The 24,778-nt window shown below is 38.5% G+C and carries 22 protein-coding genes; 9 read left to right on the plus strand and 13 right to left on the minus strand.

Going from position 1 to position 24,778, the window contains the following annotated elements; genetic code table 11:
* Positions 1–12 precede the first annotated feature (12 nt).
* The 4 genes from NGC85_RS12415 to NGC85_RS12430 all read right to left on the minus strand — a co-directional run bounded on the left by NGC85_RS12415 (position 13) and on the right by NGC85_RS12430 (position 4,981).
* Positions 13–1,431 carry a phosphomannomutase/phosphoglucomutase gene (locus NGC85_RS12415; protein ID WP_254731581.1) on the minus strand — a complete coding sequence of 473 codons (1,419 nt, stop codon included), beginning with the start codon at positions 1,429–1,431 and terminating at the stop codon, positions 13–15.
* A 194-nt stretch (positions 1,432–1,625) separates the two neighbouring features.
* Entirely contained in the window at positions 1,626–2,078 is a 453-nt protein-coding gene (dut, locus tag NGC85_RS12420; RefSeq protein ID WP_005057452.1) for a dUTP diphosphatase, read from the minus strand.
* A gap of 23 nt (positions 2,079–2,101) precedes the next feature.
* The gene (rep, locus tag NGC85_RS12425) at positions 2,102–4,141 is read right to left on the minus strand and encodes a DNA helicase Rep (protein ID WP_005056484.1); all 2,040 of its coding nucleotides are present in this window, start codon (positions 4,139–4,141) and stop codon (positions 2,102–2,104) included.
* 186 nt (positions 4,142–4,327) lie between these two features.
* Positions 4,328–4,981, minus strand: coding sequence for an OmpA family protein (locus NGC85_RS12430; protein WP_005056486.1), 654 nt, complete (start codon positions 4,979–4,981; stop codon positions 4,328–4,330).
* A 388-nt stretch (positions 4,982–5,369) separates the two neighbouring features.
* On the opposite strand from NGC85_RS12430, the gene NGC85_RS12435 reads away from it, so the two are divergent.
* The 6 genes from NGC85_RS12435 to NGC85_RS12460 all read left to right on the plus strand — a co-directional run bounded on the left by NGC85_RS12435 (position 5,370) and on the right by NGC85_RS12460 (position 9,770).
* A complete protein-coding gene (locus NGC85_RS12435; protein WP_005057454.1) occupies positions 5,370–6,287 on the plus strand; it encodes an acyltransferase in 918 nt (305 codons plus the stop codon).
* Between the two features lie 22 nt (positions 6,288–6,309).
* On the plus strand, positions 6,310–7,368 hold the full coding sequence (locus NGC85_RS12440) for a preprotein translocase subunit SecA (RefSeq protein ID WP_169109978.1): 1,059 nt from the start codon (positions 6,310–6,312) through the stop codon (positions 7,366–7,368).
* 116 nt (positions 7,369–7,484) lie between these two features.
* Positions 7,485–8,204, plus strand: a complete 720-nt coding sequence (gene minC, locus NGC85_RS12445) for a septum site-determining protein MinC (RefSeq protein ID WP_005056493.1) — start codon at positions 7,485–7,487, stop codon at positions 8,202–8,204.
* A gap of 65 nt (positions 8,205–8,269) precedes the next feature.
* Positions 8,270–9,082: a septum site-determining protein MinD gene (gene minD / locus NGC85_RS12450; protein ID WP_005056494.1), complete on the plus strand. Its 813-nt coding sequence runs from the start codon at positions 8,270–8,272 to the stop codon at positions 9,080–9,082.
* Positions 9,083–9,084: 2 nt separating this feature from the next.
* Complete coding sequence (minE, locus tag NGC85_RS12455) at positions 9,085–9,357, plus strand: cell division topological specificity factor MinE (protein ID WP_004663449.1); 273 nt, start codon at positions 9,085–9,087, stop codon at positions 9,355–9,357.
* A 125-nt stretch (positions 9,358–9,482) separates the two neighbouring features.
* Complete coding sequence (locus NGC85_RS12460) at positions 9,483–9,770, plus strand: PA4642 family protein (protein WP_005056496.1); 288 nt, start codon at positions 9,483–9,485, stop codon at positions 9,768–9,770.
* Between the two features lie 129 nt (positions 9,771–9,899).
* Here NGC85_RS12460 and NGC85_RS12465 read toward each other — a convergent pair whose 3' ends face one another.
* Positions 9,900–12,962, minus strand: coding sequence for a DNA translocase FtsK (locus NGC85_RS12465; protein WP_254731583.1), 3,063 nt, complete (start codon positions 12,960–12,962; stop codon positions 9,900–9,902).
* Between the two features lie 281 nt (positions 12,963–13,243).
* Here NGC85_RS12465 and trxB point away from each other — a divergent pair, with 281 nt between their 5' ends.
* From trxB to NGC85_RS12480, 3 genes are all read left to right on the plus strand, one after another.
* Complete coding sequence (gene trxB, locus NGC85_RS12470; protein WP_005056500.1) at positions 13,244–14,194, plus strand: thioredoxin-disulfide reductase; 951 nt, start codon at positions 13,244–13,246, stop codon at positions 14,192–14,194.
* 93 nt (positions 14,195–14,287) lie between these two features.
* On the plus strand, positions 14,288–15,019 hold the full coding sequence (gene aat, locus NGC85_RS12475; protein ID WP_254731585.1) for a leucyl/phenylalanyl-tRNA--protein transferase: 732 nt from the start codon (positions 14,288–14,290) through the stop codon (positions 15,017–15,019).
* A gap of 28 nt (positions 15,020–15,047) precedes the next feature.
* A complete protein-coding gene (locus NGC85_RS12480; RefSeq protein ID WP_005056506.1) occupies positions 15,048–15,863 on the plus strand; it encodes an arginyltransferase in 816 nt (271 codons plus the stop codon).
* On the opposite strand, the gene rimI is transcribed toward NGC85_RS12480, so the two are convergent.
* The 8 genes from rimI to NGC85_RS12520 form a co-directional block, all read right to left on the minus strand.
* Positions 15,849–16,310 carry a ribosomal protein S18-alanine N-acetyltransferase gene (rimI, locus tag NGC85_RS12485; protein ID WP_254731587.1) on the minus strand — a complete coding sequence of 154 codons (462 nt, stop codon included), beginning with the start codon at positions 16,308–16,310 and terminating at the stop codon, positions 15,849–15,851. The genes NGC85_RS12480 and rimI overlap by 15 nt on opposite strands.
* Positions 16,311–16,403: 93 nt before the next feature.
* The gene (locus NGC85_RS12490) at positions 16,404–17,288 is read right to left on the minus strand and encodes a metal-dependent hydrolase (protein ID WP_254731589.1); all 885 of its coding nucleotides are present in this window, start codon (positions 17,286–17,288) and stop codon (positions 16,404–16,406) included.
* 213 nt (positions 17,289–17,501) lie between these two features.
* The gene (locus NGC85_RS12495; protein ID WP_254731591.1) at positions 17,502–18,383 is read right to left on the minus strand and encodes a metal-dependent hydrolase; all 882 of its coding nucleotides are present in this window, start codon (positions 18,381–18,383) and stop codon (positions 17,502–17,504) included.
* Positions 18,384–18,582: 199 nt separating this feature from the next.
* Positions 18,583–19,773 (minus strand): elongation factor Tu, encoded by a 1,191-nt coding sequence (tuf, locus tag NGC85_RS12500; protein WP_005050895.1) that lies wholly within the window; start codon positions 19,771–19,773, stop codon positions 18,583–18,585.
* 93 nt (positions 19,774–19,866) lie between these two features.
* Positions 19,867–22,005: an elongation factor G gene (gene fusA, locus NGC85_RS12505; RefSeq protein ID WP_254731593.1), complete on the minus strand. Its 2,139-nt coding sequence runs from the start codon at positions 22,003–22,005 to the stop codon at positions 19,867–19,869.
* A 177-nt stretch (positions 22,006–22,182) separates the two neighbouring features.
* Entirely contained in the window at positions 22,183–22,653 is a 471-nt protein-coding gene (gene rpsG / locus NGC85_RS12510; protein WP_003653285.1) for a 30S ribosomal protein S7, read from the minus strand.
* Between the two features lie 159 nt (positions 22,654–22,812).
* Entirely contained in the window at positions 22,813–23,187 is a 375-nt protein-coding gene (gene rpsL / locus NGC85_RS12515; protein ID WP_004638184.1) for a 30S ribosomal protein S12, read from the minus strand.
* 169 nt (positions 23,188–23,356) lie between these two features.
* Positions 23,357–24,706 carry an EcsC family protein gene (locus tag NGC85_RS12520; protein WP_254731595.1) on the minus strand — a complete coding sequence of 450 codons (1,350 nt, stop codon included), beginning with the start codon at positions 24,704–24,706 and terminating at the stop codon, positions 23,357–23,359.
* Positions 24,707–24,778 lie beyond the last annotated feature (72 nt).

The raw sequence follows: 24,778 nt of genomic DNA on the forward strand, positions 1-24,778 counted from the left end.
TGCTTCTCCTTACTAAGCTTGTGCGAGTTCTAATGCAATTTTAGGATATTGATCCTGCAACATAGAAACAAAATTTTGGCGAATTTCATCTAAACGATTGAGGTTATCCGCATCAAAACGAAATGTGAAGTATTCACCCGTATTGGATGCTCGAATAATGCCAAAACCATCATCAAAATCAAGTCTTACACCATCTATTTTACTAATACGAGCACCTAAATGTTGGCTCAAGATTTCAATATCAAGCAAAACCTGTTTCGGGTTGACAGTATGCGTACTAATATAAGTATCTTCTGTACAATATCGTTCAGGATAAATTTCTAATAATTGGGATAAACATTTTACGTTTGATTGAGTTAAATATTCCATCACACGTAATGCGGCATACAAACCGTCGTCATATCCAAATCCACGACCATCATTAAATACATAATGACCAGCATATTCACCACCAAACACAGCTTCACCATGCGACTGTGATAAATAAGCCCGTAAAAAACTGCTGCCCGTACGAATCATCTTGGCTTGACCATTCAAATGCTGAACAGTATCTTCGACCATTTTTGAGCATTTCACATCAAAAACGATTTGCTTATGAGGATGTTGCTTTAAACATATTTCAGCAAATAATGAAATTAAGCGATCTGGGCTAATGATATGTGCATGTTCATCAATAAGTACCACTCGATCACCATCACCATCTAAAGCAATGCCTAGATCCGCTCGTTCAGAAATGATTGAAGCTTGTAATTGTGTTAAATGCTCAGCATGAGACGGATCTGGAGCATGATCAGGAAAATGTCCATTTGCTTCACAGCGAATAGCGATCACTTCACAACCTAGCTTCTCAAGGACCAATTTCGCACAACGTCCAGCCGAACCATGTAATCCATCTAACACAACTTTTAATGGCCTAGATAATCGAATATCACTGATTAACGATTGTTGATATTGCAAGCAATATTGAGGAACTATTTTATGTGATTGCTCTAAATTATAATTAGGCAGAATATGCCCGATAGAGCTTTCAGCTAATAATCCGATCTTTTGTATCACTTCGGGACTTGGAGGCTCTCCATTTAAAATCCACTTAATACCATTATCAGATTTAGGATTATGGCTTGCTGTTATCATAATGCCATTGCCGTCAAAATCACGCGCAATGTAATACATCATGGGCGAAGAACAACAGCCAATATTGGTTACTTCAAAACCCTGTTGTTGAAATATATGTTGAATAATTGCTGCGTAATAAGGGCTAGTTAAACGAGCATCATAACCAATAATAATACGATTCTGGTGAGCATCTTTATATTGCGCAACTAAAGCGTACGCGATTGAATGAATCACATCTGGTGTTAAATTGCTCAGTTGTCCACGGATATCATAAGCACGAAAAATATTCAGAGGAAATGTATGCTTTATATTCACAGCTAGCCCCTATTTTTTATAATTGAAATGCTAATCCAAAAAATAAAATACTATTAAGAAATTAAGTAACCCTTGTTCAGAAAAATTAAAATAATTCATCTGCTGCTTTTTAATATAAATTAATGAAACAATCAATATGAAAAATGCAATGCTTTTCAGCAAAACATTGCATTTAAAGTGATAAATATAGCAAATTATTGTTGACCTGTATGACCAAAACCACCAGCTCCACGCTCAGTGGCAACAAATTCGTTCACTTGTTCAAACTGTGCTTGTACAACAGGTACCAATACATATTGCGCTAAACGCTCGCCTGGTTCTAAGCGGAATGTATTCTGTCCACGGTTCCATACGGACACCATTAACTCACCTTGGTAATCTGAATCGATTAATCCAACCAAGTTGCCTAATACAATACCGTGTTTATGACCTAAACCAGAACGCGGTAAAATTAAACCTGCAAAATTTGGATCTTCGATATAGATCGCTAAACCAGTTTTGACTAATACAGTCTCACCCGCTGCAATTTCAATTGCCTCATCTAAACATGCACGTAAATCTAAACCTGCCGAGCCAGTGGTCGCATAAGTAGGCAAATCCCACTCCTGACCTAAACGTGCATCTAATACTTTTACTTGGACTTTCATTACAACTTCCTACTTACTATTTCTTAACGTTTCAATAATGCTTTTAAATTTGCAAGATACTGTTGAGCCTGTTCTTTAGGATCAACATTTGGTGCCAGTTTCTTTTTACGACCATGCCACTCTAAATCATCTTGCGGTAATTCATCTAAAAAGCGACTTGGTGTCATTTGACGCATTTGACCGCCATTCTTACGTTGCTCAGCAAGCGTCAAGGTTAAACCTTGGCGAGCACGCGTAATGCCTACATACATCAAACGGCGTTCTTCTTCGATGGTTTCTGAGGCAATCGAGTTCTTATGTGGTAATAGCTCTTCTTCTAAGCCAATCATATACACATAAGGAAATTCCAAGCCCTTTGCCGCATGTAGCGTTAATAGATTGACTTTATCGGTATCTTCTTCTTCTTGCTGTTGCTCCAACATATCTAGCAAAACCAGTTTACGAATTACACTTTCAATATTTTTTTCATCGACATCATCTGTACGATTAATCAAGTTTTGAATACTTGTGTACAGACTTTCAATATTATCGATTTTGGTTTTTTCTTGTGCAGGTGTTGCAGCTTGTTCACGAACATAATCTATATAGCCTGCCTCATTGATCATTTGGCGGACTTTAGGTACAGGCTCATCATCATCTAACAATTCACGGGTAAATGTTGCAATAAAGTCAGCAAACTCATGTAATTGCGTCGCAGCTTTCTTAGGTAATACCATCGATAAGCGTTGATCTGAAGAAGCTGTAAGTAATGACAAGGTATTTTCTTGTGCAAATAAACCCAGTTTTTCTAATGTCACAGGTCCAATCGCACGTTTTGGTGTATTGATAATACGTAAGAAAGCACTGTCATCTTCTGGGTTAATAATGAGGCGTAAATAGCTCATTACATCTTTAATCTCAGATCTCGCAAAGAACGATTGCCCACCTGATAATTTATATGGGATTTGCATTTGACGCAGTTGTGTTTCTAATACCCGTGCTTGGAAATTACCACGATACAAAATCGCATAGTCTTTCCAATTTTTACCATTCATCAATTTATGCGTGATCAGATCTTTAACCACACGTTCCGCTTCATCATCATCATTCAAACATGTGATCACACGGATATTTTCGCCATGCCCTTTATCACTCCACAATTTTTTATCAAAAATATGCGGATTGTTTTCAATCACAGCATTTGCTGCTTTTAGAATACGACTGGTTGAACGATAGTTCTGTTCAAGCTTAATCACTTTTAAATTATGAAAGTCCTCTTTAAGCAAAGCCATATTCTCAGGTTTTGCACCACGCCACGCATAAATCGATTGGTCATCATCACCTACTGCGGTGAACTGCCCCATCACTCCCACGAGGAGTTTAACGAGCGTATATTGGGCAGTATTGGTATCTTGATATTCATCTACCAATAAATAACGGACACGATTTTGCCATTTATCTCGGACTTCAGCATTTTCTTGAAGTAAGCGAGTCGGCATTACAATCAAATCATCGAAATCAACGGCATTATAAGCGCGTAAATTACGTTCATAGAGTTGATATAAATGAGCCAATTGAACATCATCAACCGTTTCACAAGTCGAATGTGCTTGCTCAGGTAAAACGAGATCATTTTTCCAATCAGAAATTTTCTTCATCGCTTTTGCGATAAGTTCTTTACTCTCAGCACCTGATAAATTATCACGTTGCATTAAATCCATCAGGATGCGTTTGCAATCATCGGCATCTAAAATTGAAAAGTTGGCTTTTAGCGGAAGATTTTTTAATTCTAAACGTAATAAATTCAGACCAAAGGTATGGAACGTCGAAACAGAAAGACCTTTAGCTTCTTCACGAGACAATAATTTACCTACACGTTCTTTCATCTCACGTGCTGCTTTATTGGTAAACGTCATTGCAGTAATACGATGAGCTGGGATTCCACATTGCTGAACTAAAAAAGCAACCTTGCGTGTAATCACTGAAGTTTTACCTGAACCTGCACCTGCAAGCACCAACAATGGTCCTTGAACATACTTCATGGCTTCTTGTTGCTTGTCATTAAGTTGACTGGCAGATGACATCGTCGTAATACCTCTCACGTTTCCGAGCATGATTATAGACATCTCAGTTTCATAATCCCAATAGTAAATCTTAGGATATGTATAAATTATGATGTCTTAATTTAAATTGTACGCCATAGCTTGTCGCAACAATTTACATGCAATAAAAAAACCACCCGAAGGTGGTTTTTTAGAAATCAGTAATAATTACTGTTTAGCATAAATGCTGATTTCAACACGACGGTTTTGTTCTTTACCAGCCGCAGTTGCATTTGAAGCGATTGGGTTTGAAGAACCTAAACCTTGTGCATCAATACGGTTGCCAGAAACACCTTGGCTAGCCAAGTAGTTTTTAACTGATTGTGCACGCGCTTGAGATAACGGAAGGTTGATCGTGTCATTACCTGTGTTATCAGTATAACCAGTAACTAAAATCGCACTCTTATTATCTTCCGCTAATGTCTGAGCTACTTTATTCAAAGTACCGTAGAAATTAGGTTTAATATTTGATTTGTTCGTATCAAATGTGATGCTACCTGGCATGATTAATTGAACCGAACCATCTGGATTACGACCAACTTCTACACCTGTACCAGCCATTTGTGCGCGTAATTTTTTCTCTTTATTGTCAAGGTACAAACCACCACCAGCACCTAAAATCGCACCAATTGCAGCTGCACGGTTATTTTGTGAAGATGAGTTAGCATTACCTTTAGAGATACCGTAACCTGCTGCAGCACCAATTAATGCGCCTAAAGCAGATTTGTCGTATTCCACGCCGCCGATATTATTACCTGTAGTTTGGCAACCTGAAAGTACTAATCCTGCCCCTACGAGTGTTGAAATTACTAATGCACGCATTGCGTAGCTCCTGTCTATGTATTTTGTTGTCTGCATAAATAATGAATGAGAAAATTAAGCTAGACCATTGATTTTTTGTTAATAATAAACAGTTTATTTATCTTTTTGTAATATTTTGATGCATTTTACTTGTATGAATCATCACATTTTCTTCATTGTTGATATTTTTTGCACTTTATAAAAATAAATTGAATTTCATCACACTTTATTTTTATGTTTTTTAATTTCTATTCTTTGGATGAAAAATCAGCAAAATTCTAAAAAATGTATCTAAAATTGCTGATATATATAAATAATGTGAACATCCTTAATTATACAGTTGTATTTCAATATCTGTTGTTTATAGTTGGGATACTTTTTTCTAATATCTGCATCCAAGGTTCGATATATGTCTACCGCAAATAAAAAAGCATCCTTATTGCAAAAAGTCAGTAAAGGTCTCACCGTTGGCTCTGTCATTACTGGAAGTACTTTTTTCCATGGCCCACCTGTTCTTGCACTGGGATTTACCAAATTTTTTAAAAAATCAAAAAAAGTAGATGAAACCAATATTCAATTGGCGAATAGCTGGATTGGCATCAATAATCAACTGATAGAAAAAGTGCTTCCTAATCTAAAATGGGATATCAGCATTGATGAACAACTTGATCTAAATTTACAAGGTCGCTATTTGATGATGTGTAATCATCAAAGCTGGGTGGATACAACTGTTAATCAGTATTTTGGTTTAACCCGCATGCCACTTACCCGTTTCTTTACCAAGTGGGAACTAATTTTTATACCATTTGTAGGTCAGGCGTTTAAAATTTTGGGTTTTCCAATGATGAAACGCCATACCAAAGAACAAATTGCTAAAAATCCAGAGTTAAAGTCACGAGATATGCTCGAAGCTCGAAAATCTTGTGAGCAATTACTCAGTCAACCTTTTACCTTATTAAATTATTTAGAAGGTACTCGGTTTACTCCAGAAAAACATGCTCAACAACAATCACCTTATAAAAACCTTTTGAAGCCTAAAGCTGGGGGTCTAGCCCTAGCTTTAAATATTCTAGGCGATAAAATTGATGCTCTAGTGGATATGACTATTGTTTATCCTGAGGGTGCTCCTGACTATGGGGACTTCTGGTTAGGTGACGTTTCACAAATTGCAGTCGATTTGCGTAAAATTGATATTCCAGACTGGGTACTCGGTGGTGAGTATGAAGACGACCCAATTTATCGTGAGCGCTTTCAAAAATGGGTCGATCAGATTTGGACTGAAAAAGACCAATTGATTACGCAAATGAAATCTAAATATAATCAATAATCTCATAAGGGATTGAGTAAAAATGACTCAGCAGGACTCTGAACAACACGCTAAACATCATCGAATGGATCCGAACAGTAAGTTCTTCAAGCTGTTCCTCATTTACGATATTTTCATGGTGTTTATTATTGTTTTCAATTTGTTCTGCTTAGGCATGAACTTCTTTCTGATGAGTAATATCGGTCAGTGGTTTTTCGACACCATTCAACTTCCAATGGTGCTCGAATTTTACCGTACTCATTTACATCCGTGGGTCATTATTACTGAAGCTTGGTTTATTATTTTTTTGATTGTTGAGCTTTTTGTGCGTTGGGGTATCTCTATCGCGAATAAACACCATACACGCTGGTGGTTTTTCCCATTTATTCATTGGTATGAAATACTCGCGATTATTCCTCATTTACGTTTCTTACGTTTATTCCGTGCAGGTGTGATTGCGTATCGACTTTATGAGTTGGGTTATAAAGTAGTACCCGATAATATTCGACTGAAAGCCCTGTTTTATTATCGTGTAGTCATGGAAGAGCTATCGGATCGTGTTGTAATTAGTGTGATTGATGGCGTTCGACAAGAGCTAGAAACCAGTTCAAGCCATAAAAAAATTATTCATGATTTAGTTGATCATCATCGTCAATTATTTACTGTTACGCTTTCATCTTTATTGCAAGAATCTTTAGCACGAACATTACAACAACAACAGCCTTTCATTACGCAAAAAGTAGGCGTGATTGTTAATCAAGCGATTGAAGACACCCCTGAACTGACCCAATTACTGCGTCTGATTCCGATTGTGGGCGGACGAATCGAACAACAAATTCAAAGTATTGGCCAACGCTTAGGTGAAAATATTAGTGCAGGTTTAATTGAACCATTTACAGAAGGTTCACCAAATGCTCCAAATCAGAACTATCAATTGATTGCTGAAAAAGTCAGCGAGATTAATATTGATAATAAATATTTGGAAGAACTGGTTGAATCTGTGGTATTTGAAAGCCTTGAAGCAATCCGAAAACAAGTAAAAGTAAAACAATGGCAGCAAACCTTGCAAGAATATGATCAATTGGATAAAAAAGCAGAATGATTACAAGAAAATTTAACAATCGAGCTAGAGAATTCCTGTAATTTGTTCTAGCATTTGCTTTTATTTACATCATGCTTTACACAATAGAGCGCTTAAAAAGCCCTGAAGGATAAATTATGGCTGATATACGGATTACGGGCAGAATGGTTAATTTTAGTCGACTCACATTCGACACAAATGACCATAATGCAATCCGACAGCAACTGACTAATACACTCAATGAGGGTTCTTATTTAGGAACTCTGGTCATTTTAGATAGTACCGTTGAACAAGAACTGATTGCATTAATTCAATTATTAATAGACCTTGGCTTACAACCTATGGCTGTAATTGATGGTCTATTGGGTGATGAGGCACGAGCAATTCAATTTCCAGTTCTTCCTGCTGACCAGCCATTACAAAGAATTAAAGCATCGAAAGAGCAAGTTGTAGAGCATCCTGTAGAAAAAGCAGCGACTGATCCTGCAATAGAAACACCACAAAAAAATACATCTACCAAGCATATCACCTCTTATCATGATGAAATTTTGCGAACTGGACAATGTTTAGTGCAAGATCAAGGCGACATTATTTTAAATGCTGGCATGAATAGTGGATCTGAAGTTATTGCATCAGGAAATATTCACATCTATGGCAATGCTCGTGGTAGAGTCATTGCTGGTGCGGGTGGACATGGTTCAGCACGAATTTTTTGTAACTCATTAGAAGCAGAGCTAGTCTCTATTGCAGGGACATATTGTGTAGCAGATGATATTCCTAAAGATATGATCAAAAAACCTGTACATATTTATTTAAATAACAAGCAAGAACTTGAATTTGAAGCCTTGCAGTTTTAATTTAGCTCATTAAACACCAAAAAAGCCCTTTTAGGGGCGTATGACCATAAATAGGAGTGGATTCGGTGGCCAAAATTGTTGTCGTAACGTCAGGCAAAGGTGGTGTAGGTAAAACTACAACAAGCGCATCTTTTGCAACAGGCTTAGCCCTGCGTGGTCATAAAACTGTTGTGATTGATTTCGATGTAGGTTTACGTAATCTTGATTTGATCATGGGCTGTGAACGCCGTGTAGTTTATGACTTTGTAAATGTCATCAACAACGAAGCTCGTCTACAACAAGCGCTCATCCGCGATAAAGAAATCGAAAACCTATACATTCTACCTGCATCTCAAACGCGTGATAAAGATGCATTGAGTGATGAAGGTGTTGCGCGTGTGATCGATGAGCTTGCACAAGAGTTCGATTACATCATTTGTGATTCACCCGCTGGTATTGAGCGTGGCGCGATCTTAGCAATGTATCATGCAGATGAAGCAATCATTGTGACAAACCCAGAGATTTCTTCAGTACGTGACTCAGACCGTATTATTGGTATGCTCGATAGTAAGACTAAAAAAGTTGAGCAGAATGAAGGTCGTATCCGTAAACATTTATGTATCACACGCTTCAATCCTGAACGTGCTGATAAGCAAGAAATGTTGACGATTGATGATATTTCAAAAGATATTTTACGTGTGCCGACATTAGGCGTAATTCCTGAGTGCCCAAGTGTTTTACAAGCGTCAAACGAAGGTAAGCCTGTTATTCTTTATGAAGAAACAAAAGCAGGTCAAGCTTATGATGACTTAGTTGCTCGTTTCCTTGGCGAAGATCGTCCTTATCGACACATTGCAGTACAGCCAAAAGGTTGGTTAGCTAGACTATTTGGAGCGTAATTATGGCAGGATTCTGGAGTAAACTTTTTAGCAGTGATGAGAAACCATCAAGTGCACAAACTGCCAAAGATCGCTTAAAAGTTATTGTTGCATCTGAACAGGGTCTTGGTCGTCGTTTAAGCCAAGATAAAATTGATCAAATGAAAAAAGAGATCATGCAAGTGGTGAGTCGTTATGTTCGTGGTGTAGATGAACAGCACATCCAAATGCAGGTTCGTTCAGAAGCTAACATCGAAATGTTAGAAATGAATATCAATTTACCTGAAGATCGATAGAAGTTTTTCTATTAGCGATTTTTCGTAAATAAAGGCAAAATACCTTACGACTGAACAAAGCGATGCTTTGTTAATGATTCAGTCTCGTACTTTGCCTTTATTATTTTAAGACTGAGGAGATTGTCATGGCATTATCACAGCCAGCAACTTTCAATGAAGAATGGTCAGATGAGCGTGTTTTTGCCTACCTCAACCAACTTCCACCAGCAGACGTGAATGCTGACTTTCATGTACTCTATCATGCATTCAAACATATGCGTCCTTTCGACTATGAACGCCTTCTGACTAAGTTTGTAGCGGATGGTCGTAACCTGAACGCAACGAATCCAGAAGGACAACGTATTCACGATGTGATTGCTCAATTTCCTCGTCAAAAAGATGGTTTCTTAGAAGTTTTAGCAAAATTTGCTTAATAAAAAGCCTGTAAAATGATCCTCTCAACAGGCATGCCAAGCAGATGTTTGCCTTAGCCTTAGTTAAATAAAAAAAGTATCCCAAAAATAAAGCCTCTTTCGTAGAGGCTTTATTTTTAATGGATTAGATTAAACTAGAATCTCTCGCTTACCATTTGCGCCCATGGCACTTACAATACCATTCTCTTCCATCTGATCGATAATACGAGCTGCGCGGTTATAACCCAAGCTAAACTTACGTTGTAGCGATGAGGTCGAAGCCTTACGTGTTTCTAAAACAAATGAAACACATTGATCATACAAGGCATCTCGGTTCGGATCACCATCACCATCTTCAAAACCACGTGATGTTGGTTCTTCATCAAACGGAGTTAAAATTTCATCAACATAATCAGGTTCACCGCGCTCACGCCAAGCATCACAAATACGGTTTACTTCATCATCACTAATAAACGCACCATGTACACGCTCAGGCTCAATTTTACCTGGTCCAAGGAATAACATATCACCATGTCCGAGCAAGTCCTCTGCTCCACCTGCATCCAAAATGGTTCGTGAATCAATTTTGCTGTTTACACGTAAAGCTACACGGGTTGGAATATTGGCCTTAATCAGACCTGTAATCACATCAACCGAAGGGCGTTGAGTTGCAAGTAATAGATGAATACCCGCTGCACGTGATTTTTGCGCGAGACGCGTAATCATTTCTTCAGCTTTCTTACCGACCTGCATAATCATGTCAGCAAACTCATCCGCAACAATCACAATTGAAGGCAACGGTGTTAAACGAGGTGCGCGCTCACCAACAACTGAATCACTGGCTTTCCATGTTGGATCAATGAGATCTTCACCATTCGCGATCGCCTCTTCAACTTTACGATTATAGTCGCTCAATTTACGAATTTTCAGAAATGACATCAACTTATAACGACGTTCCATTTCATTTACACACCAATTTAATGCGCTTACGGCATCTTTCATGTCAGTCACGACAGGCGTTAATAAATGTGGAATATCATTATAGTTGGCTAATTCTAGCTGTTTTGGATCGATTAAAATAAGACGTAATTGATCAGGTGTATATTTCAATAACATCGATAAAATCATCGAGTTTACAGCAACAGATTTACCTGAACCGGTGGTTCCCGCAACCAACATGTGTGGTGCTTTACCCAAATCAGCAATAACTGGATTACCTGAAATATCCTTACCCATCGCCATAGAAAGAATGCTATTTGGATCGGTAAAAGCAGGAATCATCAATAATTCAATCAAACGCACCATTTCACGCGTGCTGTTTGGAACCTCAATGCCAATATAAGGTTTGCCTGGAATAACCTCCACCACACGAACCGAAGCCATCGACATTGAACGCGCCAAATCACGCGAAATATTAGTCACCTTAGATGCTTTCACACCTGGCGCCAGATCAAGTTCAAAACGAGTAACCACAGGTCCGGGTTGAGCTTCTACAACTTGAGCCTTGACATTAAATTCTTGTAATTTAATTTCTAACAACTCTGACAGTCGTGCTAACTGCTCGGCAGTAAAATTAACCTTTTTATTCGGATCAACTTTATCCAGTAATTCCAAACCTGGCAAGGTTGGTAGATCACGTCGTTTTTCAGCAACTTGCATCGAACGTGACATTGGACGACCAAATTTATCTGATAATGGCGCGTCTAAATCAAAATCATCTTCAATATCTAATTCTGATTTACCCGCAGTTTCCTGCCATGCTTCAATAAATGCTTCTTTCGATAATTTTTCTTTAGCTGTATCAATCTCTATTGGTGCTTTCACAAATGCAGAAGATTGAGCATAACTCGTCGTTTTTGCTAACGTATTTTCAGGTTCATCTTCAATTAAAAGATCATTAAAATCATCAAATTGATTACTTTGTGTTTTATTCAATTCTTCTTGCGACTTATTTTGACTTGATACAGGCATTGCTGAATAGGTAGTGTGCGTATCACTTGCTACCAATGATTCTATTTCAGCTTCAAAAACGGTATGATCAGGAGGAGATTTTGCTTCAACTGATTCTTGGGTAAATGGTGTGTGTAAATCGGTAGCTGTTTTGCTATTTGGAACAGCGGCAAGCAACTCATCAAAAATTTGATCATCATTCCAATCTAATTGACTACGATCTGAATGTTGTGTACCTAAATCCGTATGAGAGCTATGGGCATACTGGTTAGATGAATTAGTGTTCTCATCTGCTGCTCTTAATAGCGCGTCAATTTCTTGTTTGTGGCTTGCATCATCTCTTTGTAACGCACGCCATACTTCACCCGTTTGAACAAGGCGTTGGCTCTCTTGCTCCATCTGATGCGCTTTTTCTAAAGTTTCTTCAAAATCTTCAAAGGCAACTTGTTCTTGCGACTGAACTATTTTCTGTTCTTTAGCCACTACATCAGCAAATAATTTTTCGGCCATGACTTGATGATGCAAATCATCATGTTTAAATTTTTGGCTATTCACGCCTGCAACTTCAAGATTTTTTTCGGCTTGAATATTAGAATCAAGCACTTGTTTTGGTTGTGTTTTGTTATTAATTGCTGGGGTTTGATCTGCGGTTAACTGTTCTGTTAAATCATAAGCTGATTCATGTTGAGGAATATTTTTATAAAATAAATCTTGTAAATAAGCAGGCGTACGTTTCAATGTTTCCCAAGTTTTGTTCCATTGAATACCAAATGCAAGAGTGAATAATAGAATACTAAATACAAGTAGAAATAAGGTCGCACCATAGATGGTCAAGATTTGGGATAAGCTCTGCCCTAACTCAAAACCAATAATACCACCGGCAGCGTTTTCCAACGTATCAGCAGGTGTATTCCAGTGTAAATAAAACAAGCTAGAGATACATAAGATTAAGAAAAATTGTGCCGCATAACGAAATGGACGATTAAGAAAGCTTCGAGGCCACCAAACTTGAATCGCCTCTAGAAATAGAAATAACGGAATCAGCAGACTCGCCCAACCAAGAAAGCCGAATAATAAATCAGCGATCCACGCCCCTGCTACGCCACTTGCATTTGAAACCTGTTGCGTATCACTCGAAATATGCATCCAACCAGGATCAAATGGCGTATAGGTGACGGTGGCAAGGAATAGATAAATGCCAAAAGAAATTAAAAATAATGTCATTAAAAAGCGTTGTGCATAAACACTTGACACCGCAGTCATATACAGTCCTGTAACCCAATTCGTTATTCGTTAGTATTTTTTAAGGCTAAACTGACCTTAATCAATAAGTTTTATATTATGCACTCGTTCTTACAAAAAAGATGCACGATTGTTTACTGTTGTTGTTAACATCAAAGAGCTATTGCAAAGACTGATGAAATATCAGTAAACCTATTTATGATATAGCTCAATTCGATTAGCTTTATCAATATTATCTACTCCAATCGGATGTAGATTCACGTATAATTTCAGCAATTTCAATATAAAAAGGATGTTCTTTAATGAGCGCTCGTCACTCACGGTTAATTATTTTGGGTTCTGGTCCTGCAGGTTATAGCGCAGCAGTGTATGCGGCACGAGCTAACCTCAAACCAACACTCATTGCTGGTTTACAACTTGGTGGTCAACTGACAACCACCACAGAAGTTGATAACTGGCCGGGTGACCCAGAAGGATTAACTGGTCCTGTACTCATGGAACGTATGCAAGCACATGCTGAACGTTTCGGTACAGAAATTGTCTACGATCATATCAATGAAGTCGATATTAAAACTCGTCCATTCGTTTTAAAGGGCGATATGGAAGAGTACACATGTGATGCGCTTATTATTGCAACAGGTGCGACAGCACAATATTTAGGGCTTGAATCAGAAGCTGCCTTTATGGGTCAAGGCGTGAGCGCTTGTGCAACATGTGATGGTTTCTTCTATAAGAACCAAAATGTCATGGTGGTGGGTGGTGGTAATACTGCGGTTGAAGAAGCACTTTACCTATCAAACATTGCAGCGCATGTAACATTAGTTCACCGTCGTGATAGCTTGCGTTCTGAGAAGATTTTGCAAGATCATCTTTTTGCTAAAGAAAAAGAAGGCAAAATCAGTATCATTTGGAACCATCAAGTTGATGAAGTGCTCGGTGATAAAACTGGTGTAACATCGGTTCGTATTAAATCGACTCAAGATTCAAGCACTCAAGACATTCCTGTTCAGGGTTTATTTGTTGCGATTGGACATAAGCCAAATACAGGTATGTTTGAAGGTCAACTTAACTTGAGAGATGGATACATTCAAGTGCATAGTGGCACAGCAGGTAATGCAACAGCGGCTTCAGTTGAAGGTGTTTTTGCTGCTGGTGACGTGGCAGATAGTATCTATCGCCAAGCAATCACTTCTGCGGGTTCAGGCTGTATGGCAGCATTAGATGCAGAGAAATATTTAGACAACTTGAACTAATCTCCATATCCTATTGCGTTGACAATTTAGAACATATTGTCAACGCACTCTAGTTGCGTTAATTTAGAATAATTCTTATTCACTTTAGCAACTATGCAACAACTTCCTCCATCCCAATATATTTTTCCCAATCCGATCGAAGCCGATCCAGAAGGTCATGGATTTATTTGTATTGGTGCAGACCTTTCCCCTTCTACTCTATTTGAAGCCTATACTCACGGTTTGTTCCCTTGGTTTAATGAAGATGAACCCATTTGTTGGTGGAGTCCTGAACCACGCTGCATTATTGAGCCTCAAGCTTACAAACCAAGTAAGTCTTTAATACGCAACATGAAGAAACACGACTATCAAATTACCGTAAATCACGCTTTTGAAAATGTCATTCGCGCATGCTCTTTGCCACGGAACTATGCCAATGAAACATGGATTAGTGAAGATATCATTCAAGGTTATTGTGCGCTATTTGAAGCGGGTTATGCATACAGTGTTGAAGTATGGGAGCAAGAAAAACTCGTTGGTGGATTATATGGTGTGACCATAGGTACAGGTTGTTTTGGTGAATCTATGTTTAGTATAAAAACAGACGTATCAAAAATGGCTTTTTATACATTAATGTTAATTGGTCAAGAAAATAAGTTACCTTGGATTGATTGCCAATTGGTGAATGAACATCTTTTAAGCCTAGGCGCGAGTACACTTTCTCGCCAAACATATTTAAAATCGTTACAAGATGTAATTATCACCCCCTCTATCAATTGGAAAAGTTATCAAGAACGTGTATTTTCAAGTAAAACAATAGCAGTTTTTGCAAAATTAGACGGTTAATGGATTAACACCTTGGAGGGACAGATTAATGAAATCATACCAACCCAAGTCCCTTTTAAATGACTTACAGTATTACATCACGCCGCCACATGACTGTAGTTATCTCGATAACAAATCAGCTCGGATGGTGTTCTTAGATCCAATTCATCGCATTGATGTGGTGACATTGTCAGAACTTTCTCGTGTCGGCTTTCGTCGCAGCGGTGATTTTGTCTATCGCCCTGAATGTCATTTATGTCGGCAATGTTTATCCTGCCGCGTTCCTATTCAAGAATTTAAAATGAATAGCAGCCAAAAAAAGGCTTGGAAACGCAACCAAGATTTACAAATGAGTATCTTACCAACCTCACAAGCGACTCAACAACATTATGATTTATATGAAAGATATATTAATGAACGCCACTCAGATGGCGATATGTATCCTGCAAGTTTAGATCAATTTGAGAAATTTCTAGTACATAGCTGCACAGAAAGCTTCTTTATCGAACTTTGGGAAGATAAAAAACTGATTGCTGTTTCAACTTGTGATTTGATGGATGACGGACTGTCAGCCGTTTATACATTTTTTGATCCAGATGAACAACGCCGCTCTTTAGGTGTATTCGCTATTCTCAAGCAAATTGAATATGTCAAAACGCTTAATCTCGATTATCTTTATTTAGGTTATTGGGTGCCACATTCATCCAAAATGAACTATAAATCGCAATACACACCACTTGAATTATTGCTCGATGGGCAATGGCGCAGACTCAACCGTCCACTTTCTGAAAATGAAATTCATCAACTGGGTAATTCACTAATGAGTACTCTGCCTTCCGAATGGAATAATTTAATTATTAAATAACGCTGCAAAATCATCAGTGCATGTTTTGACCATAATTACAGCATGCTCTCTTGAACCATCGGGGTTTGGATAATAATTTTTACGCAAATCAATTTGATGAAAATCTGTTTTTTCATACAAACGAATTGCCGCTGCATTACTTTCACGCACTTCTAAAAAAATCTGAATCGGGTCATTTTTTAATTGTTTAATAGAATAATCTAACAATTCGTATCCAAGACCTTTACCCTGCTGACTTGGGTGGATCGCCATCAACAATAAATTAGCTTCATCCAAAACAGGTTGTAGAATACAGAATCCTACAACCTGATCAGCCTCTTCATATACGGTACATTGATAAGAAGCTAAAGACTCTTGGAATTGCTGCTTCGACCAAGGATGGGTTTGCACTAAACGCTCAATTGCTGTTACACGATCTAAGTCATTTTCTTGCATTAATCTGATCACTCGAATATCTTCCAAAAATCTCATTTGGCAGATTATCGACAATTTAAGTAAAAATATAAATAAAAAAGTGGGCAATCTGAATTGCCCATCATTTTAATGCGGATTAAAGCCTAACTCAGCACGCCATTTATTTAATAATGCAGTTGTATCATCATCATTCGGATGAAATTTTGGTCTTAAAAATGACAATAAAGCAGGTATTTGACGTGTCATAAAACCTTTATAGCCATACATGAATTTCAACATGTATTTTGTGTCACGCCATGTCAGCTTGCCGTCTGTTTTAAGCAATGTTGCTGTGAAATAAGATTGCGTGATAAAGATAAGCCCCATGGCAATAACCAAAGCTAGAGAACGCATAAAATATGCTTTAAGCCCCTGACCATACATGGCTTCATAAACATCGAAAGCTACAGCTTTATGCTCATTTTCCTCAACGGCGTGCCACATCCATAAATGGTACATCGTCTCATCCATGAACATGGATTGAATATCAGGATTGCTCAGTAATTCTTCCGCAATGGTTGAGGTAAAATGCTCCAAGGCACACGTCCCTGTTAAACCGATCATTTCTTTGGTAAAACCAAATGGTTTCATTACAGTTGAAATAACAGTCGCTGCCGTATCAATCACTTTACCAGTCTGTGCTTCTAATTTACGAACATCATATCCGTATGCTTGAGCTGAAGCATTAAATGCAAGATGTTCTTTAGAATGCATCGCTTCTTGACCAATAAAAGCACTTATTTCTTTCTGTAATGCAGGATCTGCTAACTTAGGATCATTTCTTACTGCACGCGTACTATTGACAAAGAATTGCTCGCCTTCTGGAAATAGGGCTGAGAGTGCGGTCATAAAATGTGTTAAAGCTGCATCACCATTTGCCCAGTAGCGTGGCACTTCACCAAACTCAAAGTCCATTCGGCGTACAGGAAAGCTAGCGCCAGCTCGGTTTGAAATATTGACTTTAGCATTCATATAACGCTCTCCTATATATTACAGATATATTTATTAATTCATTATTATTCTTTAGTTATACGCTGTATTTGATGCTATAAATAAGTGCAGATAAGGTCACAAAAGCATCATCTTAGGACATTTCACAAAAATACGTTTAAAGAGTATAAAGGTAACAATAAAAGAAAAAGGACAATAAATTGTCCTTTTCATTTTTAATTTTTCTTGGAAATATTACAAACCAAGTTTTGCTTTCCAATCTTTCAATAATTGCACTGTATCTAAATCATTTGGATGAAATTTCGGTTTGAAATAAGCAAGCATTTCACCCGCCATCCCTGAAATTATACCTTTAGAAGGGCTATAACCATATTTATAAATCATACCCAATTCTTTTAGATTTAATTTCTTATCTTGCTGAAGCAAACGTAAAGTAAAATAGGATTGCAAAATAAAGATCAATGTCATTGCAAATACAAGTGCTGAGGTACGTAAGCTATATGCTTTCAGCCCCTTACCAAACACTGACTCATAAACATCATACGCAACAGCTTTATGTTCATTTTCTTCGACAGCATGCCAAAACCACATATATGACATTGTGTCATCTGTCATCAAATCTTGGATATGTTTATTACGTAATAGTTCTGAAGCAATCGTTGCAGTAAAGTGTTCTAGAGCGGTCGTAGCTGTTAAATCGACCATCTCTTTTGTCATACCAAAAGGCTTTACAATCTTTGAAAAATTATTAAGCGCAAATTGAATATAACGTCCAGTGATTTGTTCTAACCATCGAACATCATGACCATATTTTTGTGCAGAAGCATTAAAATTCACGTGCTCCTGAGTATGCATTGCTTCTTGACCAATAAAAGCACTAATTTCTTTCTGTAATTCAGCATTATCTTTAATTGTCGGATGATAACGGACGGCACGTACCGCATCGATAAATAATTTCTCACCATCTGGAAACAGCGCTGATAAAGCAGTCATAAAATGTGTAAGACCTGCTGAACCATTCATCCAATATTCAGGTACTTGATCAAAATCAAAATTCATACGACGTACAGGGAAACTTGCACCTGCACGATTTGAAATATTTACTTTAGCATTCATGCTGCCTACTCCTTTTCAGTGATTTTTTCACTGAGCACTTTTGTTCGTTTTCTTGAGTTTTATATTACGGTTTTATGCTGATCAATTAAGTGCAGTTTAGGACAGCAAGGTATCAGTTTAGGACACTCTTACAAAATATTGTCAAACAATAGATATAAAAAAGCACCCCAAAGGAGTGCTTTTTTATTACTTTAAGGGCTTATGCAGTTACTTTAGCAACAACACCAGCACCTACAGTACGACCACCTTCACGGATCGCAAAACGTAGACCTGGGTCCATTGCGATCGGGTGAATTAATTCTACTGACATTTCTACGTTGTCACCTGGCATAACCATTTCAACGCCATCTTGTAATTTGATCGCGCCAGTTACGTCAGTTGTACGGAAGTAGAACTGTGGACGGTAACCGTTAAGGAATGGAGTATGACGACCACCTTCTTCTTTAGAAAGTACGTATACTTCTGCATCGAATTTAGTGTGCGGCTTGATTGTACCTGGCTTAGCAAGTACTTGACCACGTTGTACGTCTTCACGCTTAGTACCACGAAGAAGAACACCACAGTTCTCGCCCGCACGACCTTCGTCAAGAAGTTTACGGAACATTTCTACGCCAGTTACAGTCGTTACTACTGTGTCACGAATACCAACGATTTCAACTGATTCGCCAACTTTAACGATACCAGATTCAACACGACCAGTTACAACTGTACCACGGCCTGAAATAGAGAATACATCTTCGATTGGCATTAAGAATGCTTTGTCGATTGCACGCTCAGGCTCTGGAATGTAAGAGTCAAGTGCAGCAACCAAGTCGATTACAGCTTGTTCGCCATAAGGACCATCGTTACCGTTTAATGCTTGAAGCGCTGAACCACGGATGATTGGAGTGTCATCGCCTGGGAAGTCATAAGTAGAAAGAAGTTCACGAACTTCCATTTCTACTAATTCAAGTAATTCTTCATCATCAACAAGGTCACACTTGTTTAAGAATACGATGATGTAAGGTACACCAACCTGACGTGAAAGAAGGATGTGTTCACGAGTTTGTGGCATTGGACCATCAGTCGCAGCACATACAAGGATCGCGCCATCCATCTGAGCAGCACCAGTAATCATGTTTTTAACATAATCGGCGTGGCCCGGGCAGTCTACGTGAGCGTAGTGACGGATTGGAGAATCGTATTCTACGTGTGAAGTATTAATTGTAATACCACGTGCTTTTTCTTCAGGAGCTGAGTCGATTTGCGAGTAATCTTTCGCTTCACCGCCGTAAGTTTTTGCACAAATAGTTGCAATCGCAGCAGTTAAAGTTGTTTTACCATGGTCAACGTGACCAATTGTACCCACGTTTACGTGTGGTTTATTACGTTCAAACTTGGCTTTAGCCATGATGATCTTCCTTTATAAACTGCTCATGAGGGTCACCCATGAGCACTTGGTTTTTTAACTAAATTTTAGTTGGCTAATATAGTAATCTAAAGATTACTCGTCGTCACCTTTTTTACCGCCAGTCTGGAACTTTGCGATGATGCCTTCAGCAACGTTACGTGGCGTCTCTGCGTATTTAGCGAATTCCATAGAATAAGTCGCACGACCTTGAGACATAGAACGCATTTGAGTTGCGTAACCAAACATCTCAGCTAATGGAACTTCTGCTTTAATTGCTTTTGTTCCACCAGGAAGATCGTCCATACCTTGAACCATACCACGACGACGGTTTAAGTCACCCATGATATCGCCCATGTAGTCTTCTGGAGTTTCTACTTCAACTTTCATGATTGGTTCAAGAAGGATAGGATCTGCTTTCATGAAACCGTCACGGAATGCATAAGAACCAGCCATTTTGAACGACAATTCATCAGAATCGACATCGTGGTAAGAACCATCAAATAATGTCGCTTTGATACCCACAACAGGGTAACCAGCTAATACACCATTCTTCATACGTTCTTGAATACCTTTGTCAACCGCACCAAAGAATTCTTTAGGTACTGTACCGCCGACAACTTCTTCAGCGAATTGGTATTCTTTACCAGCTTCTTCAACATCCATAGGCTCTAAACGAACATATACATGACCGAATTTACCTTTACCACCTGTTTGACGAACAAACTTACCTTCTTGCTCAACAGACTTTTTGATCGTTTCACGGTAAGCAACCATTGGTTTACCAATGTTTGCTTCAACACCGAATTCACGCTTCATACGGTCAACGATGATGTCAAGGTGAAGCTCACCCATACCAGCAATAATCGTTTGACCAGATTCTTCATCTGTACGAACGCGGAACGATGGATCTTCTTTAGCCAAACGACCTAAAGCAATTGACATTTTTTCTTGGTCAGCTTTAGTTTTTGGTTCAACAGCCAATGAAATTACTGGCTCTGGGAATTCCATACGCTCAAGTGTAATGATGTTTTTCTCATCACATAATGTATCACCCGTAGTAACGTCTTTAAGACCTACACACGCTGCGATATCACCTGCACGAATTTCATCAAGATCTTGACGTTCGTTCGCATGCATTTGCACGATACGACCAATACGCTCACGCTTAGATTTAACTGGGTTATAAACCGGATCACCTTGTTTAAGAACACCAGAATAAACACGTACGAATGTTAAGTTACCTACGAACTTATCGTTCATGATTTTGAACGCAAGTGCAGAGAACGGAGCTTCGTCAGATGCTTCACGAGATGCTTTAGTTTCATCTTTGTCGTCAAGGATACCTTCAATCGCTTTAACTTCTGTTGGAGAAGGTAAGAATTGAATTACAGCATCCAACATACGTTGAACACCTTTGTTCTTGAACGCTGAACCACAAAGCATTACTTGAATTTCAGATGCTAAAGTACGAGTACGAAGACCAGCGATGATTTCTTCTTTAGAAAGATCACCTTCTTCTAAGTACTTGTCCATTAACTCTTCAGATGCTTCAGCCGCAGCTTCAACCATCTTAGTACGCCATTCGTTAGCAGTATCTACTAGATCAGCTGGGATATCACCGTACTCAAACTTCATACCTTGAGATGCTTCATCCCAGATAATCGCTTTCATTTCGATAAGATCAACAACACCCGCAAACGTATCTTCTGCACCAATTGGTACAACGATAGGTACAGGGTTACCGCCTAAACGAGTTTTAACTTGCTCTACAGCACGGAAGAAGTTTGCACCAGTACGGTCCATCTTGTTCACGAATGCTAAACGAGGCACTTTATATTTGTTTGCTTGACGCCATACAGTTTCAGACTGAGGTTGTACACCACCAACTGCACAGTAAACCATGCACGCACCATCAAGAACACGCATAGAACGTTCAACTTCGATTGTGAAGTCAACGTGTCCCGGTGTATCAATTACGTTGATACGGTGTTGTGCAAATTGGCTACTCATACCTGACCAGAAACAAGTTGTTGCAGCAGAGGTAATTGTAATACCACGCTCTTGCTCTTGTTCCATCCAGTCCATTGTTGCTGCACCATCGTGTACTTCACCAATTTTGTGAGATACACCTGTGTAGAACAAAATACGTTCTGTTGTAGTTGTTTTACCTGCGTCAATGTGCGCAGAAATACCAATATTACGGTAATTACTAATAGGGGTTTGGCGAGCCATGATGTCTACATTCCTAAATGTTATATTTAAAACAGGACGCATCAATTAAATTGATGCGCACAAATATCCAAGCAGGCAACTTAAATACCCGCAAAGCTCCCACTTTGATAAAGAGCAATGTTTAATCGAGCTGCTGTACGCATGAATATTCTCCTGATTAGGGACTGTTTTATCCGCTTAGAAACGGTAGTGAGAGAAGGCTTTGTTGGCTTCAGCCATACGATGCACGTCTTCACGTTTTTTGATCGCAGAACCTTTACCTTCAGCTGCATCAAGCAACTCACCAGCAAGACGTAAAGCCATCGTTTTTTCAGAACGCTTAGCAGCAGCATCTACTAACCAACGCATAGCTAAGGCAGTACGACGGGATGGGCGTACTTCCATAGGTACTTGATAAGTAGCACCACCAACACGGCGTGCTTTTACTTCAACCATAGGACGAACTTTTTCAAGAGTAGTCTCGAAAAATTCAACTGGGTCAACTTTGTTTTTTTCTTGAACACGTTCCAAAGCACCGTAAACGATACCTTCAGCAACAGACTTTTTACCATCTTGCATTACGTGGTTCATGAATTTAGCGATTGTTTGGCTGCTAAATTTTGGATCTGGAAGGATCTCACGAGCAGCGACTACGCGACGTCTTGGCATTTTATACACCTAAAAATATGACACTTCAGGATAATCCAGCAGTTTGTACAAGTGTCATGTACGCTACGCTGGCCTTACTATACGTCGCTTGAATTACAAATCTATGAAGAATTCAAACAAGCGAAACGCTAAAAGGTTGCTTGGCTAAATTTCCCAGAATTACTTCTTAGGACGTTTAGCACCGTATTTAGAACGTGACTGGTTACGATCTTTCACGCCAGCACAGTCTAAAGAACCACGAACGGTATGGTAACGTACACCTGGTAAGTCTTTAACACGACCACCACGGATAAGAACAACACTGTGCTCTTGTAAGTTATGACCTTCACCACCGATATAGCTTGATACTTCAAAACCTGAAGTTAAGCGAACACGGCAAACCTTACGCATTGCTGAGTTAGGTTTTTTAGGTGTAGTCGTGTAAACACGTGTACATACACCACGACGTTGTGGACAAGCCTTCAACGCAGGAACTTTTGATTTTTCAATCAAAGTTGTACGACCCTTACGGATCAACTGATTTGTTGTTGCCATTTGGCAATTCTCCCGTTATTAAACAACCTTAAAAAGAAAAACACCTCTTTTTAAGGGCACATAATTGTAAGCCAAGAACTAAAAATGGTCAACATCGTAAGACAAAGCAACTGTTGACCATTTCAAGGTTTTTTGTAGTTTTTTCCACTCCCTAAACTGGAGTGAAAAATTAACTATGTTTTGTTGATTCTGGCTCTATATCAATTGACTTTTTTTCATTTGATATTTCAGATTCTTCATCAACAAGTAATTCATCTTGCTCTACTTTTAATGCAGGCTGTTGCTCTGTATGAGCATGTTCAACCACATGTTGCTCAGCAAGTTGTTGAATACCCTCTCCGACTTGTCCCTCTACAGGTGGTTTAGAGATAGATTCATCTTTTGTTTGAATCGAAACACTGGTAATGACATCATTCTTTTGTTCGTCAGCCTCTAAAGCTTTACTAGAACTAACTTCTTCAGTGTCTAATAAACGTGTGGGTTGCTTTCTCAATAAAGCTTCCGCCTTATAATAAGCATCTAATGCCGAAATGTTTTCTGTTGGATATTCGTTTAAATAAAAACGTGCTGCACCAAAAACCGATTGAGATTTTTGCCCAACATCTTCAAGAAGTCTCCAACTATAAAAACCACCTAAAGCCGCACCCGCAATTGGAGTCAATTTACCAATCATAGACACTTGTGGAATTTGATTTAACCACGCCCACTTAAATTGACCTGCATCATCAACCAACCATTTTTTGACCAGTTCAATATCATTATTTGAACCCAATAGTTTTTGGAATTGTTGTAAATCATGTGTTTCAAGCATTGATTTCAAAGCTTTCAATGCGACTAACAAAGTCTGTTTTTCTGCAACTAAACTCAAGTCAATTTCTTTAAAAATAAAAGCAACAATCTCTTGATCATTTTCATCAGTAAGATCAAAGCCGTGCGAACGACCAGTTTGATAAATAGTTCTTAAAGCTAAAACAATTGATGCAGGGATATCAATCGCTGCGCCCCAAACTCCTGTTGCGCCCGTCACAGCACCTTGTGCTAATGCCAATAATTTATTTTGCTCAATTAATGCTTGACTCAATCGTTGTGAACGACCTGTATCTTTTGTTAATTCAATGATGTCATTTACACCAGCCTCTTCAAGAATTTTTTCAGTTAGAGAACTATTTGAACTAAACTCATTTAACCATTGAAACAAATAATCAGAAACTTTTTCACCTAAATCTGGAGACACAAACGTCGCAACATTATTTACTTTACTGTAATGCCTACCCAATAGTTGATGAGATAGTTTTGGAAATTGTTGGCGTAGCATATGTTGTGGATTTTCATATTTTTCCACTTCAAAAGGACTTTTAAATCGAGCATTTCCTTCAATAACATTGGCTGATTGAGCATGTTCAGCACTTGAAGTTGTAGGAGCAACTTGAAATTTTTGCAATTCCGAACTGAGCTTTTTAGCCACTCCAAAGGCTTGTGCCAATAAACCTGAAGATTGCTTGTTTTTAGAATTTGTCATCAAGTACCTCTGTTCTGTCATTTGCGAATTTCTAGCTAAATACTAGGTTGAATATAGATTTATCTCAACTTT

Source organism: Acinetobacter sp. Z1 (assembly GCF_024296945.1).
Classification (GTDB): Bacteria; Pseudomonadota; Gammaproteobacteria; order Pseudomonadales; family Moraxellaceae; genus Acinetobacter; species Acinetobacter beijerinckii.